Below are 15,687 nucleotides of genomic sequence, written 5' to 3' on the forward strand. Positions count from 1 at the left end.
GATCACTCGCACAAAGTGACCGGGCGAACGTGAGTGGATGCCTACGAAGCGGGCCCGCCGTTCATGATGTCAGCCGCGTGGTCCAGAGGTCGGGCCAGGCCACGCCGAGCTCACGGACGAGGCGGCGCAACGTCGACAAGGACATCCCGACGACCGTGGAGGGATCGCCGTCGACCCGCGTGATGAAGGGGCCGCCGAGGCTGTCGACAGTGAAGGCTCCCGCCACCTGCAGAGGTTCGCCGGTGCCGACGTACGCCGCGATCTCGTCGGCGGTGATGTCGTCGGCGAAGGTCACCGCGGCGTCCGCGACGGCGTACGCCTCCTGCGCAACGGTCCCCGGGCGCACGCGGATCACCGAGTGCCCCGAGTGGAGGCTGCCTGTGCCCCCGCGCATCCTCTCCCACCTCGCGGTCGCCACGTCGGGCCGGAGCGGCTTGCCGAGGACCTCGCCGTCGAAGGCGAACATCGAGTCGCCCCCGATGACGATGCCGTCGAAGTCGGGTTCGAGTCGCGCGAGCGTCGCGACCACGTCGGCCGCCTTGCGTCGCGCCAGCAGCAGGACGTGCTCGTCCGGCGGCAGCACGCGACCCTCCTCGGCCTCGAGGGCGGCGATGACGGCCTCCTCGTCGACCTCGGGGGCACGGGTCGCGGGTTCGATGCCCGCCTGACGCAGCAGCATGAGGCGGGCGGGGGAGGTCGAGGCGAGGCACACGCGCATGCCGTTCACGCTACCTGCGGTCGCGCGTGTGCGAGCATCGAGGGATGCAGTCCGGCGACCTCCTCGATCTCGACGTCACCGACGTCGCCCACGGCGGCGTCTTCGTCGCACGACACGAAGGCCGCGTCGTCTTCGTCCCCGACGCGATCCCCGGTGAGAGGGTGCGCGCGCGGCTGACCGACACCGCGAAGTCGTCGTTCTGGCGTGCCGAGGCGCTCGAAGTGCTCGAGGCTTCGCGGCATCGGCGACCGCACGTCTGGTCGCCCGCCGACATCGGCACCGCGCCGGAGAACCGCCCGGGCGGGGCCGACTTCGGGCACATCGACCTCGAACACCAGCGCGAGCTCAAGCAGCGCGTCCTCCGTGACGCTCTGAAGCGCTTCGGCGGTGTCGACAGCGACGTCGTCGTCGCGGCAGCCGGCGCCGACGAGACGCCGGACGGCACGGGATGGCGCACGCGCGTGAGCCTCCACGTCGACGGGGATGGACGCATCGGGCCCTTCGCCGCGCGCTCGCACCGCGTCGTCGAGGTCGACGACCTGCCGCTCGCCACCCCGGCGATCGCCGAATCGGTAGCCCGCGGCCGGTCGGCCGCTCCCGGGCGCCTCGACCTCGTGCAGCCCTCCGACGGGCGCGTGCGAGCCCTGGCCCGCCCGGAGACGCCCCGCGGTCGAGGTCGGGGCGGTCCGCGTCCGGTGGCCGACCCGGCGCTGCGCGAAACCGTGATCGAGAGGGTCGGCGACCGGGAGTTCCGCGTCGACGCCGGAGGGTTCTGGCAGGTCCACCGGCTCGCGCCGGTCGCGCTGCGCGACGCGGTCCACAGCGGCCTGCGATCCGCCGGCCGAACCGTCGATCCCGACGCATGGCACCTCGACCTGTACGGCGGGGTCGGTCTCCTCGCGGCCGCCGTCGCCGAACTGGGAGGCACGGCCACCCGCATCACGAGCGTCGAGTCCGACACCCGCGCCACCGACCACGCCGGGGAGAACCTGGCCGAGTGGGTGGGTGCCCGCGCCGAGACCGGCCGGGTCGACCGCTGGCTGGCGCAGGTCGAGGAGACCGCATCGGCTGCCGAACGCGCCCGGCTGCGCGCCGGGGTGACGGTTCTCGACCCGCCGCGGTCGGGAGCGGGACGAGACGTCGTCGATTCGCTGCTGCGGCTTCGGCCTGCGACCCTCGTCTACGTCGCGTGCGATCCGGTCGCCCTCGCGCGCGATCTCGGCATGCTGCGCGCGGGCGGCTACGCGCCGGTGTCGTTGCAGGGCCTGGACCTGTTCCCCCATTCGCACCACATGGAGGCGGTTGCGGTACTCACCGACGAGGGCCCCCTGTCCTAGGCTGAGCCCATGACACGGGTGGCACTCATCGACGATCACGAGTCGGTCCGGCTCGGGCTCGCCGCCGCCTGCTCCCGAGCGGGAGTCGGGGAGGTCGTCTTCACCGGCAGCACCGTCGCCGAGTATCTGCGATGGCGGAAGGACACGGGGGAGTCACCGGCGGATGTCGTTGTGCTCGACCTCATGCTCGGCGACGGCGCCACCGTGGCGGAGAACGTCGCTCAGCTCGTCTGGGACGGATCGCAGGTCATCATCCACAGCGTCGCCGACCGGCCGGCGGCGGTGCGTGAAGCCCTCTCTGCGGGCGCGTTGGGCGTCATCAGCAAGTCGGCGCGCACCGACGACGTCGTCGCGGCGGTTCGGACGGTGGCGCGGGGCGAACACCTGGACAACGTCGAGTGGGCCAGCGCGGTCGACGGCGACCGGGCGTTCGCCGATGCCCAGCTCTCCGCACGCGAGCGCGACGTGCTCCGCCTGTACGCCGCCGGACTGCCCCTGAAAGCGGTGGCCGAGCGGCTCGGGATCGCCTACTCCACCGCGAAAGAGAACATCACCCGGGTGCGCGTGAAGTACGTCGAGGTCGGCCGTCCCGCACCCACCAAGGTCGACCTCCTCCGCCGTGCGATGGAAGACGGTCTCGTCGGCGAAGCCTCCGATGCCCGCTGAGACCCCGGGCACCGGCACTACCCGCCCGCGTCGTCCCGCGGAGTTCCGCGAGGCCCTGGCCCAGACTCAGCGCTTCACCCAGTCGCGCATCGACCGCATCCTGGGCATCGTCGTCGGCACCGGAAGCGCCGTCATCGGAATCCAGGCGCTCGTGGGAGCGCTCAGCACCCCCGCCGGACATTCCGCCTGGCACACGATCCTGCTGATCGTGGTCCTGGGCACGCTGCTGATGATGTGCGTCGCGTTGATCACCTCGCGGGCCGTCCGCGTGTTCGCCGCGATCTTCGCCGGCGTCTTCCCGATCGCGACCGTCCTCTGGCCGCTGGCGGCCGACCGGTCGACCACCGTCGACGAGCAGCCCTGGTTGTGGTTCCTCATCAACGTGGGGACCGTCGCGGCCGTCTTCTGCATGCCGCTCGCCGGACAGATCGTCTGGGCGTTCCTTCTGCCGTTGCTGTACGGCGCGATGCGGCTCACACTTCTGCCTCTCACGCCCGCCACCGTGCTCGACGTCGCGCTCGACTCGGCGTTCGCGATCATCCTCGCGAGCGTCCTGATCGTCGTCGGCTGGATCCTCCGGTCCCTCGCGGCGAGCATCGACAGCGGACGGGAGGGCGCGGTCCGCTCCTTCGCGCAGGCGGCCGCAGCAGACGCGGTCGAGAAGGAGCGGGTCGCCGTCGCGGCACTCATGCACGACAGCGTGCTGGCAGCACTGATCGCGGCCGAACGCGCCGAGACCGACCGGGAGCGGACTCTCGCGGTCGCCATGGCCCGCGAAGCGCTCACGCGACTGGCGAACGTCGACCAGGAGGTGGGCGAGGGCCCCGACGCCCCCATCCCGGCAGGCGTCGTCGGTGCCGAGCTCGAAGCGACGGTCCACCGACTGTCTCCGGACGCCGGGGTCTCTCAGCGGATCGAACCCGATGCCCGGTCTGTGCCGGGCCGTGTCGCCCGAGCGCTGCACCTCGCGGCGGCGCAGGCGGTGACGAACTCGGTCGAGCATGCCGGCGCTGCGAATCTGCGCGTGTCGTTCCACGCCGACAGGGCTGGGCTTGCGATCACCGTCGCCGACGACGGACCCGGTTTCGAGGCGACGCGCGTCGCCGAGGATCGCCTCGGGATCCGTGCCTCGATCATCGCGCGGGTGGCCGCTGTGGCCGGGGCCGCCACGGTCGACTCCGACGCATCAGGGACGACCGTGTCCATCAGCTGGCAGGAGAGCTCATGAACCGCTCGGTCCGCTGGGTGCTGTCGGCACTCGGGGTCGCCTTCACGGCGTACTTGGCGGTCGGCGGCATGTTCTGGACGCGCCCCGTCGATGTCCCCGTCGTGCTGATCCTGAATCTCGTCGTCTACCTCGCCGTCACGGGCCTGTGCATCTTCTGGCCCACGCGGCCGATGGATGCGGCGGCGAAGCCGGCCGCGGAGGTTCCGGCGATGAGCGCCGTGACGGCGGGCATGAGCCGTCCGGCGCCGCTGCCCCTGTGGATCGCGCTCCTCGCCCTCGCGGTCACCGTCGTGATCCCGTCAGCCACCTGGTGGGCCGCGGGCGAAGAGGGGCGGCTGCAGCCGTTCGCGACCTGGAGCCTCGGCGGGCTCGGTGCCTTGATGGCTGTCCTCGTCGTTCGCCGGCGCTCGATCGTGGCCTGGTCGGGCATCGTCGTCCTGTTCCTGCAGTCGGTCGTGTGGATCGGCCCGGAGCCGACGCTCTCGCTGGGAGCCGTCGGTTCGGCGATCTGGGTGGGCGGAGCGCAGATCATCGTCCTGCTGATCGACCGCGCGGCCGTCGAGACCGCGCAGCTCACGGCGCTTCAACGGGAGGCGTCCGAATGGCTCGCCACACAGGAGGGCCGCCGTCGCGAGCGCCGGGTCCGCGTGCAGCGCGCGCTCGCCGTTGCGGGGCCGGTGCTCTCGCGCACCATCAACGCGGGCGGCGACCTCGACGACGACGAGCGTCTGCAGGCGCGGCTCGCGGAAGGGCGTCTGCGCGATGAGCTGCGCGGTCCGCGGCTGCTCGACGACGCGGTGCGCCGCGTGCTCGAAGACGTCCGGCGAGCCGGATCCCACGTCACTTTCCTCGACGAGGGCGGCCTCGACGGCCTCGATGAGCGCGAACTCGCCGCCATCCGCGCCGAGCTCGCCGACGTGCTCGATGGGGCACGGTCGGAGCGGCTCTACATCCGCACCTCGACGCATCCCGACACGGCGGTCACGGTCGTCGGTCGCTCGCGTCATGACGACGACGCCGATGAGACGGTCGATCTCTGGCGCGAGATCGCGCGGCCCCGCCCGCGTCTCTGACCGAACGGAAGGTGCTGGGGGCGAGGGGCGGCGAAGCCGCCCGCCCCTCGCCATGCGAGTGGTTACCCGAAAACCGACTCGCAGCAGTCACCGGCTAGAAGCTCGGGTGACCGAACGCAGTAGCGTTCCAGCACATTCAGTCTGCGGCAGCGTGCCAGATCCGTCTGTAGGTATTTCGGGGGACAAAATCAGTTTCGCCCGTCAACCGGTGAAACGCCCCCAGCCGAAGCCGCGCCGCAGCGGCGTCCGCAGCGCGCGTGCCGAGCGCCGCCAGGCGGACTCGGGGGCCGGCTCGGGGGCGATCGCCTCCGCGGCTTCCTGGGCGTACGACTCGCTCACGACGGCGATGACGGCGGCCAGCTCCTCCGGGGTCGGATCGCCGCGCCGCACCTCGATGCGCAGGGGTCGCTCGTCGTGGCCCGCCTCGTCCCGGGAATCCTCTCGACCGCTCACAGCGGGATGTTCCCGTGCTTCTTCGCGGGCAGCTCGGCCCGCTTCCCCCGGAGCGCGCGCAGCGACTTCGCGATGTAGACGCGCGTCTGCGCCGGCTCGATGATGCCATCGAGCTCGCCCCGCTCGGCGGCCAGGAAGGGGGAGGCCACGTTGTAGGTGTACTCGGAGGCCAGGCGCGACCGCACCGCGGCGACATCCTCGCCTGCCTCTTCGGCGCGCTTGATCTCACCGCGGTAGAGGATGTTGACCGCGCCCTGGCCGCCCATCACAGCGATCTCCGCCGTCGGCCAGGCGACGTTCACGTCGGCGCCCAGCTGCTTGGAGCCCATCACGATGTAGGCGCCGCCGTAGGCCTTCCGGAGGATGACCGTCACGAGCGGAACCGTCGCCTCGGCGTAGGCATAGAGCAGCTTGGCCCCGCGGCGGATGACGCCGGTCCATTCCTGATCCGTGCCGGGAAGATAGCCCGGAACGTCGACGAGGGTGACGATCGGCACCGAGAAGGCGTCGCAGAAACGAACGAACCGGCTCGCCTTCTCGCCGGCATCGATGTTCAGAGTGCCCGCCATCTGCGAGGGCTGGTTGGCGATGATGCCGACCGTCCGTCCCTCGACCCGGCCGAAGCCGACGACGATGTTCGGTGCGAACAGCGGCTGCACCTCGAGGAAGTCGCCCTCGTCGACGATCCCCGAGATGACCTGGTGGATGTCGTAGGGCTGGTTGGGTGAATCGGGGATGACGACGTTCAGGGCACGGTCGTCGTCAGTGGTCTCCCACTCGAAGCCGGTCTCGTACACCGGGGCGTCCGACATGTTGTTGTCGGGCAGGAAGCTCAGGAGCGACCGGGCGTAGTCGATCGCGTCGTCCTCGTCCTGGGCCAGGTAGTGCGCGACACCCGAACGCGTGTTGTGGGTGTGGGCGCCGCCGAGCTCCTCCATGCCGACGTCCTCGCCGGTGACGGTCTTGATGACATCGGGGCCGGTGACGAACATCTGGCTCGTCTTGTCGACCATGATGACGAAGTCCGTGAGGGCGGGGGAGTAGACCGCGCCGCCCGCGGCGGGCCCCATGATCAGCGAGATCTGGGGGATCACTCCCGACGCCGCGGTGTTCAGGCGGAAGATCTCGCCGTACTTGCCGAGCGCCACGACGCCCTCCTGGATTCGGGCGCCACCCGAGTCGAGGATGCCGATGATCGGCATCCCGCCGCGCAGCGCGAGCTCCATGACCTTGATGATCTTCTCGCCAGCGGACTCGCCGAGCGAGCCGCCGAACGTCGTGAAGTCCTGCGAGTAGACCGCGACGGTGCGGCCGTGGATCGTGCCGACGCCCGAGACGACGGAGTCGCCGTAGGGGCGGGATCGGTCCATGCCGAACGCGGTGGTGCGATGGCGCACGTACTCGTCGAGCTCCACGAACGACCCCGGGTCCACGAGCATCTCGATGCGCTCGCGGGCGGTGAGCTTGCCCTTCTTGTGCTGCTTCTCGCGTGCCGCGGTCTCGGCGTCGACGACGGCCGTCTGGTAGCGGGCGCGGAGGTCGGCGATCTTGCCGGCGGTCGTGGACAGGTCGGGCTGGTCGGTCACGCGTTCCACCCTATCCAGCGCGGCCCCGCAGCCGTTGGAGCACACCCACAACGACGACGGCGATCGCCTGTGGAAACCCTCGGGCGCAACCCCTCGCCGAGCCGCGATCCGGCATCGTAGGGTGACGCCATGACGATCCCCGAGAACGGCTATCCCCGCGCGGCCGCGGTCTCGCCCCGCGTGCACGTCGTCGAGCACACCGATTCGACCAACGCCCACCTGCGTCGCGACGTCGAGGCCGACCCCGATGCCCACCCGCACCTCTCGGTGCTCCTGACGACCGACCAGCGCGCCGGTCGCGGCCGGCTCGATCGCAGCTGGACGGCTCCCGCGGGCACCGCGCTCGCGATCTCGGTGCTCCTGCGCGTGGGCGCTGTGCCGGTGCACTCGCGCGGCTGGATCCCCCTGGTCGCCGGTCTCGCGATGAGCGACGCCGTCTCCGCGCAACTGCACGGACGGCAGGTCGGTGTGAAATGGCCCAACGACGTCCTCGTCGACGGGCGGAAGATCAGCGGCATCCTCGCCGAGGTCCTGCCGGGCGAGACCGGCGACGTGATCCTGGGTGCCGGGGTCAACACCACGATGGCCGAGGTCGACCTGCCGGTCGCCACGGCGACCTCGTTCGCCGTGCTGGGGGTGGAGGTCGACGAGGACCGACTGCTCGCGGACTACCTCACGGGCCTGCGCGACCACATCGCCCACCTCGCGGTGAGCGGCGCCGACGACGCCCTCCGGGAGCGGGTCGCCGCGGCGTGCGTCACGATCGGCGAGGACGTCGTCGTCTCGCTGCCCGGCGGCGAGACGCTGACGGGGACGGCGGAGCGCCTCGATGAGGACGGGCGCCTGGTCGTGCGGACGGGCGCTGTCGAGAGCGTCGTCGGAGCCGGCGACGTCGTGCATGTCCGCGGAGTCGGCTGAGGCCTCGCGGCATCCGGGCGTGCCGCCGAGGCGTTGTCGCACCCGCGGGCCATGATGGTGCTGTGACACAGCCAGCAGCCTCGTTCGGTCGCCCCGTCGCGCCAGCGCTCGGTGCCGCGGCCCCCGAGCTTCGTGTCGCGCGGTTGCGCCCGCACGCCGGGCCGCTCCTCTTGCCGGCGCTGCTGCTCATCGTCATCGCGGGTGTCACGGGGTACTTCACCGGGAACGTGCCCGACCCCTTCACCAACGTGATGCTGTGGTCGGCCGCGGGGCTGGTGGTCGTGCTCCTCGTCGTGCTGCCGTACCTGCGCTGGCTCGCGCATTCGTACACGATCACGACCCGTCGGGTCATCGAAACCTCGGGACTCATCGTCCGTCGCCGGTCGGAGCTCAGCCATATCCGTGGCTACGGCATCGACGAGTCGCGCGGCCCGATCCAGCGCCTGAACGGGACGGGAACGCTGACGCTCTCGAACGGCGTCGACCCCGCCATGCGGCTGCGGAGCATCCCGGCCGTCGCCCTCGTCCACGAGGTGCTGGCAGACCAGGTCGAGGTGAGCCAGATTCTGGCGCATCGCGACTCGCACAGCATGCCGATCATCGGCTCCGACGCCTGAGCATGATCGCGCCCGCTCACGCGTGCGACCCCGTCTTCGTGTGCGGGATGATGGATGCGAACCCGGAGGAGGCGCCATGTCGTTGCGAGTAGGAATCGTCGGCGGAGGGCAGCTGGCCCGCATGATGATTGCGCCGGCCGTCGAGCTGGGACTCGATGTGCGCGTCCTGGCCGAGGAGCCGGGCATGTCTGCAGCCATCGCGGCGACCGCGACGGGCGACTACCGCGACCTCGAAACGGTCCGGGCCTTCGCTCGCGACGTCGATGTCATCACCTTCGATCACGAGCACGTTCCGCAGGAGGTGCTCCGGGCGCTCGTCGATGACGGCGTCGCCGTGCACCCCGGTCCCGACGCTCTCTTCTATGCACAGGACAAGCTGCGCATGCGCGCGAGGCTCGCCGAGCTCGGGATGCCGCAGCCCGAGTGGGCCGCGATCTCCGATGCCGCCGGCCTGCAAGCCTTCCTCGACGACAACGGCGGGCGCGCGGTCGTGAAGACGCCGCGCGGTGGATACGACGGCAAAGGCGTTCGTGTCGTCCGTTCCGCAGACGACGCCGCTGACTGGCTTGACGCCCTCCAGCCGGGGGGACAGCTGCTCGTCGAGGAGCTCGTCGAGTTCACGCGCGAACTCGCGCAGCAGGTGGCGCGGCGGCCCTCCGGGGCGTGGCGTTCGTACCCCGTGGTCGAGACCGTGCAGCGCGACGGGGTGTGCGCGGAGGTCATCGCCCCGGCTCCGCGGGCGGGTCAGCGCCTGATCGAGGTCGCCGAGAACATCGGGGTCGCGATCGCGGAAGGGCTGGGTGTCACCGGCATGCTCGCGGTGGAACTCTTCGAGACGGCCGATGACCGGCTCCTCGTGAACGAGCTCGCGATGCGCCCGCACAACAGCGGTCACTGGAGTCAGGACGGCGCCGTGACCGGACAGTTCGAGCAGCATCTCCGCGCGGTGCTCGATCTGCCCCTCGGCGACACGGCTCCGCGAGCGCCGTGGTCGGTCATGATCAACATCCTGGGCGGTCCCGTCTCCGACTCGCTCGCCGCGCGCATCCCCGCCGCTCTCGAAGCCCACCCGGGTGCGAAGGTCCACACCTACGGCAAGGCCCCGCGGCCCGGGCGCAAGGTCGGACACGTCAACCTGTCGGGCGACGACCTCGACGCCGTCGTCGGCGACGCCCGCGTGGTGGCGGCGAACTTCGACGACTGAGCCCTCGGGGGTACCGCGCCGCTCCGGGGATTCCACAGGTGGCCCGCCTAACCTGGGTCGGTGACATCCTCGCCGCTGCATTCGTCGGACGCTCCGCTCGTCGGAGTCGTCATGGGTTCGGACTCCGATTGGCGCGTCATGAGCGACGCATCGCAGGCGCTCACCGACCTCGGTGTCGCGCACGAGGTCGAAGTCGTCTCGGCCCACCGCACCCCCGACAAGCTGCTCCGCTACGGTCGTGAGGCACGCGCGCGAGGGCTGCGCGTCATCGTCGCCGGCGCGGGGGGAGCGGCGCACCTCCCGGGCATGCTCGCGTCGCTGACGCCGCTGCCGGTCGTTGGCGTGCCGGTGCAGCTCGCGACCCTCGACGGACTCGACTCGCTGCTGAGCATCGTCCAGATGCCCGGCGGCATCCCCGTGGCCACCGTGTCGATCAACGGCGCGAAGAACGCCGGCCTCCTCGCTGCGCGCATCATCGGCGCGGGCGACGCTGAGCTCGCCGATCGGCTGGAGGAGTACGCCCGCAGCCTCGAGCAGCAGGTCGAGGAGAAGAACCTCCGACTCAAGGAATCCCTGTGACCGTCACCGCTCCGCCGCGCAACTCCGCACGGCCGCGACGCGGAAGCCTTATCGAGGAGCGGCCGCTGCGGCATCCCGACACTACCTCGCCCGAGGTCATGGGTCGTCGCGGGTGGTGGCTCGTCGTGCTCAACTTCCTCCTGCCCGGCTCTGCCCAGGTGCTCGCCGGGAATCGCCGACTGGGGCGTTTCGGTCTCGCCGCAACGATCACGATGTGGGTCATCGCGCTCCTGACCGTGCTGACCGGTCTGCTGTGGCGCCCGCTGCTGCTCTCGCTCGCCACCAACTGGTTCGTCCTGCTGATCGTCCAGGTGGTCATCGCGTTCTACGCGGTGCTGTGGATCGTGCTGACGGTCGACACGTTGCGTTTGGTGAAGCTCGTGCGCGCGGGCACGGTGGCCCGCATCGGCGTCCCGCTCCTGGCCATTCTGCTCGCCGTCGCGTCGACGTCGGCCGCCGCGTGGACGTTCGACCGCGTGAACTCCGTTCGCGAGACGCTCAGCACCGTGTTCGGTGCGAGTGGGCCGAGCGTTCCGCCGTCGGACGGCTACTACAACGTCCTCCTGCTCGGTGCCGACAGTGGTGAAGGCCGCGACTCCATGCGCTTCGACTCGATCTCCGTCGTGTCCGTGAACGCGGAGACCGGGGCGACCACGATCACCGGTGTCCCGCGCGACATGGGGCACTTCCCGTTCGCTCCGGGGCCGATGAAGGATCTGTATCCCGACGTCCACGAGGGACGCGTCGACCCGAACTGCGGGTGGAGCAGCGGCATCAACCAGCTGCAGACCGAGGTGGAGATCTGTCGCGACGGCAACGCCCTCTATCCGGACGCACATGACGACGGATCGTCGCCGGGGGTGGAGGCGACGAAGGACGCCGTCGAAGGCATCCTCGGAATCACGATTCCCTACTACGTCTTCATCGACATGAAGGGCTTCGCCGACCTCGTCGACGCGCTCGGCGGTGTCGACATCAACGTCGTCGAGCGCCTACCCAAGGGCGGCGGGCCCCAGTACGAGGGGCAGCCGGCCGACGACTGGGCCGAGGGATGGATCGAGGCGGGCCAGCAGCACATGGACGGTGACACCGCCCAGTGGTATGCCCGGTCGCGCTACACGACGAGCGACTTCGACCGGATGCGTCGCCAGCGCGAGCTGCAGCAGGCGATCCTCGCGCAGATGACACCGCAGAACGTGCTCGACCGGTTCACCGAGATCGCGGATGCCGGGCAGGTGCTCGTCCAGACCGACATCCCCGCCGATCTGCTGCCGTTCCTCGCCGATATCGCGATGAAGGCCAAGGAACAGCCGGTCACCACGATCGAGCTCACGCCCGAGAACGGAATCGAGGAGCGTGACCCCGACTTCGCGCTGGCGCAGGAGATGGTGCGCAACGCGCTGCACCCGCCGACACCGGAAGCGGAGACCGAGGGATGACCACCGTCCTCAAGCTCGTGCTCGACCAGCTCGCCGACGTCGTCGACGCCGACACGGCGGAGGCATCGCTCGAGGTGGCGCGCGCGCTCATCGCCACCGCCCCGGCCCGCTGCGAAGTCGCCGGGTTAGTCGCCTCGGATGCGGGCAATGCCGCCGCCGCGATCGCCGGTCTGGCGCAGACCGTCCGCGCACCGTTCCCGCGCACCGGGCTGCTGGCCTCGTGGCCCATGGGCATCACGGGGGGAGTGGCCGGGGGACTGCTGCACGCCCCCACGCTCCTCGCCCCGCTGGTCAAGCACGACCGTGCCCACGACCTCGAGCAGACCGTCGTGACGGTCTGGGACCTCGCCGCGTGGGAGACTCCCGCCCTGCTGCCCAGGGCGACGGTGCTGGCTCAGCGCGCGCTGCTCAAGCGCGCCGAGAAGCACGCGGATGCCGTGGTCGTCCCGACCCACGCCCTCGCCGAACGCCTCGCCGAGATCGCCCCGCGGCTCGGAGCGCGGGTCCGCGTCATCCCCGGGGCTGCGCCGGATGGGTTCCGCGTGCCCACGGACGCGATCGGGCGCCGCCGCGAGCTCGGGGTTCCCGACCGGGTCGCGATCGTCGCCGGCGGCACCGAGGACCAGCTGCGCGCCGTGCTGTCGTCGATCGCCGGCGAAGAGACCGTCAGCGTCGTGATCTTCGACGAGCCGGCTGATATCGCCGGCGTGATCGAGAACGCCGGCATCGCCCGCGACCGGGTGATCATCCCCGGCCGACTGGATGCCGCCGACCGTGCGGCCGTCCTCGACGCCGCGGTGCTGCTGATCGCGCTGTCGGAGCAGTCCGCGTTCCCGTGGCGCGCCATCGAGGCGATGGTGCTGGGCGTACCGGTCGTGGCCGCTGATTCGCCCGTGCACCGCGAAGTGCTGCTCGACGGGGCGCGCATCGCTCCGTTCGCCGAGCTGCGCGACGCCGCCGGCGAGGTGCTGGCCACCCCCGACGAGCTGCACCGATGGGCGGTGCGGGCCGGCGATCGCGGACGAGCCTTCTCGTGGCGGGATCACGCGGAGCGGGTCTGGGCGCTGCACGCCGAGCTGTGACGGGGTCGTGATGCACGGCCGATCGATTTCTGTTTCGCAGACTGGAACAACATCGGTCACACTGTTCACATGAGTCGAAGGTGGAACACCCTGTCGCGGCGACTGCTTTCGCCTCTCGTCGCCGTCGCGGTGACCGCAGGACTGCTCGTGAGCATGTCCGCCACGGCTCCGGCAGCGGCCCAGCCGAACCAGGCTGTGCAGGGCGCCGCGTCTGCAGCCACGCTCGGACGGTCCGCGCCGACGGCCGTTGACATGTCGCAGTTCCGCGCCGGCAACATCATCTCGGACGCCATCTTCTACAACGGCGCCGCGATGAACGAGGGCCAGGTTCAGGACTTCCTCAACTCACAAGTGACCACGTGCCGGTCAGGCTACGTCTGCTTGAAGGACAAGACGGACCAGACGCGGTGGATCGCAGCCGATCCGATGTGCCGCACCTACGAGGGCGGGGGCGTCGAGAGCGCGGCACGCATCATCACGAAGGTCGCCCAGGCATGCGGCCTCAATCCGCAGGTGCTCATCGTGATGTTGCAGAAGGAGCAGGGCCTCGTCACCGACACGTACCCGTACGACTCCCAGTACCGCATCGCGATGGGGCAGGGTTGCCCCGACACGGCGGGCTGCGATTCGGCGTACTACGGATTCTTCAACCAGGTGTACGGAGCGGCACGTCAACTTCGCCGCTACGAGAACCCGCCGGGGACCAGCAACTTCTTCACCTGGTACGCGCCGGGTCGGACGTGGAACATCCTGTATCACCCGCCGGCGCTGGTGAACGGCCAGTGGGTCGATCAGTGCGGCTCGTCACCGGTCTACATCGAGAACAAGGCGACTTCGGCGCTGTACTACTACACGCCGTATCAGCCCAACGCCGCGTCCTTGCTGGCGGTCACGGGGGAGGGGGACGGATGCTCCTCCTACGGCAATCGCAACTTCTTCCGGTTCTTCCACCAGTGGTTCGGCAGCGCACAGCCCGACTACTGCGCGGCGCCGCGTGAAGAAGAGGTCGCGGCGGTCTCGGGCATCTACGTCGTGACGGCGGACGCGCTCAACGCTCGCCGCGCTCCCGATGAGCGGTGCGGAACCGGAGTCATCACCCTGTCCGGCGGAGAGATGGTCGTGCGCCGGGCGACCTACGGTGAGTGGGTGCGGGTCGACGCGCACGGGCGTGTCGCCTGGGTTCACTCCCGCTATATCGCGCCAGTCAACTCGCAGCCAACGCCGACTCTCGACCTCGACGGCGCGTCCCATCTGTTCGCGGCGGGTTCGGACGGAACTATTTGGGCGTACCCCTACGCCGCTCCCGCTCGCTGGGGTTCGGCCGTCGCGCTCGCTCGCAACACCGGAATGCGTTCCATCCTCGGCATCGGAGACTTCGACCGTGACGGTCACCGTGATCTCATCGGGGTCGACGCCAGTGGTGATCTCTGGCTGTTCCGAGGCGACGGGTCCTCGCTGGGAACCCCGACGAAGATCGACGGCGACTGGCGGTCGGTCCGGCTGATGTCAGCGGCCGGCGACGTCGACGGAGACGGCATCCCGGATCTCGTCGGCATTCAGGGCTCGTCCCTCATGCTGTGGCGCGGTGACGGCAAGGGCGGTTTCCAGGCCGGTGAGCGTGCGGGCCGCGGGTGGGGTAGCATGACTGCGCTCGTCGGCGGGTCGGATTTCACGGGTGACGGCAACACCGACATCATCGCCCGCGATGACGCTGGTGTGCTGCGCCTGTATCCGGGCACGGGAAGCGGGGGGTTCGGGGCGGCGATCAACCTGGGCCGGGGTTGGACATCCATGGCCGCGTTCGCCGCGATCGGTGATTTCACCGGAGACGGGAAACCGGACCTCGTCGCTCGTCATAACGATGGAGCCCTCCACCTGTACCGCGGTACGGGCGGTGGACTCGCCCACGTCGCGCCGGTCGGGAGCGGTTGGGGCGGGATGGTCTCGCTCGCAGGGCCAGGCGCGCCGGTCGTGAGCCCGCCGTTCGTGCGCGATATCGACGGTGATGGCGGTGCAGACGTACTCGCGGTCGCCCCGCCGGGCCTGACTCTGTACCGGGGCGACGGGCGGGGCGGCTGGGCGGGAACGCTCTCGCTGGCAACCGACTGGCCCGCCGGTGCGAAGCTGGTGAGCCTCGGAGACTTCTCGGGCACCGGTCATGTCGACGTCGCCCGCATCGAGCCCAACGGGCGCTTCGTGCTGCTCCCCGGAGCGGGTGACGGACGCGTCGGACCGCCCCGATCGATCGGGAACGGCTGGGGGACGTTCACATCCGTCATCGGCGGCATCGATTTCGACGGCGATGGCCACGTCGATGTCATCGCGCGCGACTCGGCCGGGCGGCTGCTGCTCTACCGCGGCGACGGCGCGGGGGGCTGGCTCGGAGGCGGGCAGCAGATCGGTCGCGGCTGGGGAGGGTTCGTCGATCTCACCGTCGTCGGCGATTTCGCCGGTGACGGCACCGCTGACATCCTCGCTCGCAGCACCGACGGTCGCCTCTGGCTCTACTCCGCGCAGGGCGACGGAACCTGGACGCCCGGACGAGTGGTCGGTCGTGGTTGGTCCGGGATGACGAGCCTCGTCGGCACCGGCGATTTCGACGGCGATGGTCGCCCCGACGTGATCGCGCGGACCGCGGCCGGCGCGCTGCTCCTGTATCGCGGGAACGGCGCCGGGGGCTTCTCCGGCTCCGTACAAATCGGGCGTGGTTGGGCCGGCTTCGAGCAGGTCGGCTGAGGCCTGGCCTCGGCAGGCCCCCAGCCCGATCCGGCTATGATGAACCGGTTG

Annotated in this window: 14 protein-coding genes; 11 read left to right on the plus strand and 3 right to left on the minus strand. The window is 70.5% G+C overall.

The annotated features are described in order from the left end of the window. Window positions 1-61 precede the first annotated feature (61 nt). Complete coding sequence (locus tag ABIC53_RS01095; RefSeq protein WP_323986401.1) at window positions 62-718, minus strand: Maf family protein; 657 nt, start codon at window positions 716-718, stop codon at window positions 62-64. Window positions 719-762: 44 nt separating this feature from the next. Between ABIC53_RS01095 and ABIC53_RS01100 the strand changes: the two genes are divergently transcribed. From ABIC53_RS01100 to ABIC53_RS01115, 4 genes are read left to right on the plus strand one after another with little or no spacing between them, the layout of a single operon-like run. Further along, window positions 763-2,055 (plus strand): class I SAM-dependent RNA methyltransferase, encoded by a 1,293-nt coding sequence (locus tag ABIC53_RS01100; RefSeq protein WP_323986399.1) that lies wholly within the window; start codon window positions 763-765, stop codon window positions 2,053-2,055. Window positions 2,056-2,064: 9 nt separating this feature from the next. After that, a complete protein-coding gene (locus ABIC53_RS01105; RefSeq protein WP_114588562.1) occupies window positions 2,065-2,721 on the plus strand; it encodes a response regulator transcription factor in 657 nt (218 codons plus the stop codon). Continuing rightward, a complete protein-coding gene (locus ABIC53_RS01110) occupies window positions 2,711-3,949 on the plus strand; it encodes a sensor histidine kinase (RefSeq protein WP_274178905.1) in 1,239 nt (412 codons plus the stop codon). The genes ABIC53_RS01105 and ABIC53_RS01110 overlap by 11 nt, the downstream gene beginning before the upstream one ends. After that, entirely contained in the window at window positions 3,946-5,022 is a 1,077-nt protein-coding gene (locus ABIC53_RS01115; protein WP_112617392.1) for a hypothetical protein, read from the plus strand. Before ABIC53_RS01110 ends, ABIC53_RS01115 begins: the two co-directional genes overlap by 4 nt. A 201-nt stretch (window positions 5,023-5,223) precedes the next feature. Here the strand turns inward: ABIC53_RS01115 and ABIC53_RS01120 are convergent, their stop codons facing one another. Further along, complete coding sequence (locus ABIC53_RS01120; protein WP_181574234.1) at window positions 5,224-5,475, minus strand: acyl-CoA carboxylase subunit epsilon; 252 nt, start codon at window positions 5,473-5,475, stop codon at window positions 5,224-5,226. Then, the gene (locus tag ABIC53_RS01125; RefSeq protein ID WP_181574233.1) at window positions 5,472-7,061 is read right to left on the minus strand and encodes an acyl-CoA carboxylase subunit beta; all 1,590 of its coding nucleotides are present in this window, start codon (window positions 7,059-7,061) and stop codon (window positions 5,472-5,474) included. Before ABIC53_RS01125 ends, ABIC53_RS01120 begins: the two co-directional genes overlap by 4 nt. A 129-nt stretch (window positions 7,062-7,190) precedes the next feature. Between ABIC53_RS01125 and ABIC53_RS01130 the strand changes: the two genes are divergently transcribed. The 7 genes from ABIC53_RS01130 to ABIC53_RS01160 all read left to right on the plus strand — a co-directional run bounded on the left by ABIC53_RS01130 (window position 7,191) and on the right by ABIC53_RS01160 (window position 15,636). Further along, window positions 7,191-7,979 (plus strand): biotin--[acetyl-CoA-carboxylase] ligase, encoded by a 789-nt coding sequence (locus tag ABIC53_RS01130; RefSeq protein ID WP_274178904.1) that lies wholly within the window; start codon window positions 7,191-7,193, stop codon window positions 7,977-7,979. A 62-nt stretch (window positions 7,980-8,041) separates the two neighbouring features. Continuing rightward, window positions 8,042-8,596: a PH domain-containing protein gene (locus tag ABIC53_RS01135; protein ID WP_269267865.1), complete on the plus strand. Its 555-nt coding sequence runs from the start codon at window positions 8,042-8,044 to the stop codon at window positions 8,594-8,596. A 76-nt stretch (window positions 8,597-8,672) separates the two neighbouring features. Beyond that, on the plus strand, window positions 8,673-9,800 hold the full coding sequence (locus ABIC53_RS01140; protein ID WP_112617388.1) for a 5-(carboxyamino)imidazole ribonucleotide synthase: 1,128 nt from the start codon (window positions 8,673-8,675) through the stop codon (window positions 9,798-9,800). A 111-nt stretch (window positions 9,801-9,911) separates the two neighbouring features. Further along, window positions 9,912-10,379 (plus strand): 5-(carboxyamino)imidazole ribonucleotide mutase, encoded by a 468-nt coding sequence (gene purE / locus ABIC53_RS01145; RefSeq protein ID WP_112617590.1) that lies wholly within the window; start codon window positions 9,912-9,914, stop codon window positions 10,377-10,379. Then, window positions 10,376-11,818: an LCP family protein gene (locus ABIC53_RS01150; RefSeq protein ID WP_282501387.1), complete on the plus strand. Its 1,443-nt coding sequence runs from the start codon at window positions 10,376-10,378 to the stop codon at window positions 11,816-11,818. Before purE ends, ABIC53_RS01150 begins: the two co-directional genes overlap by 4 nt. Then, window positions 11,815-12,900, plus strand: a complete 1,086-nt coding sequence (locus ABIC53_RS01155) for a glycosyltransferase (protein WP_282501386.1) — start codon at window positions 11,815-11,817, stop codon at window positions 12,898-12,900. The genes ABIC53_RS01150 and ABIC53_RS01155 overlap by 4 nt, the downstream gene beginning before the upstream one ends. A gap of 69 nt (window positions 12,901-12,969) precedes the next feature. Beyond that, window positions 12,970-15,636: an FG-GAP-like repeat-containing protein gene (locus ABIC53_RS01160; protein ID WP_282501385.1), complete on the plus strand. Its 2,667-nt coding sequence runs from the start codon at window positions 12,970-12,972 to the stop codon at window positions 15,634-15,636. The last annotated feature ends 51 nt before the right edge of the window (window positions 15,637-15,687 follow it).

It is taken from the genome of Microbacterium sp. 1262 (assembly GCF_040544895.1).
Taxonomy (GTDB): domain Bacteria; phylum Actinomycetota; class Actinomycetes; order Actinomycetales; family Microbacteriaceae; genus Microbacterium; species Microbacterium plantarum.

Bases quoted from the DNA above. Each gene is read 5' to 3' on its own strand.
- ABIC53_RS01095 (WP_323986401.1), bottom strand. From the start codon at position 718: ATGCGCGTGTGCCTCGCCTCGACCTCCCCCGCCCGCCTCATGCTGCTG.
- ABIC53_RS01100 (WP_323986399.1), top strand. From the start codon at position 763: ATGCAGTCCGGCGACCTCCTCGATCTCGACGTCACCGACGTCGCCCAC.
- ABIC53_RS01105 (WP_114588562.1), top strand. From the start codon at position 2,065: ATGACACGGGTGGCACTCATCGACGATCACGAGTCGGTCCGGCTCGGG.
- ABIC53_RS01110 (WP_274178905.1), top strand. From the start codon at position 2,711: ATGCCCGCTGAGACCCCGGGCACCGGCACTACCCGCCCGCGTCGTCCC.
- ABIC53_RS01115 (WP_112617392.1), top strand. From the start codon at position 3,946: ATGAACCGCTCGGTCCGCTGGGTGCTGTCGGCACTCGGGGTCGCCTTC.
- ABIC53_RS01130 (WP_274178904.1), top strand. From the start codon at position 7,191: ATGACGATCCCCGAGAACGGCTATCCCCGCGCGGCCGCGGTCTCGCCC.
- ABIC53_RS01140 (WP_112617388.1), top strand. From the start codon at position 8,673: ATGTCGTTGCGAGTAGGAATCGTCGGCGGAGGGCAGCTGGCCCGCATG.
- purE (WP_112617590.1), top strand. From the start codon at position 9,912: ATGGGTTCGGACTCCGATTGGCGCGTCATGAGCGACGCATCGCAGGCG.
- ABIC53_RS01155 (WP_282501386.1), top strand. From the start codon at position 11,815: ATGACCACCGTCCTCAAGCTCGTGCTCGACCAGCTCGCCGACGTCGTC.
- ABIC53_RS01160 (WP_282501385.1), top strand. From the start codon at position 12,970: ATGAGTCGAAGGTGGAACACCCTGTCGCGGCGACTGCTTTCGCCTCTC.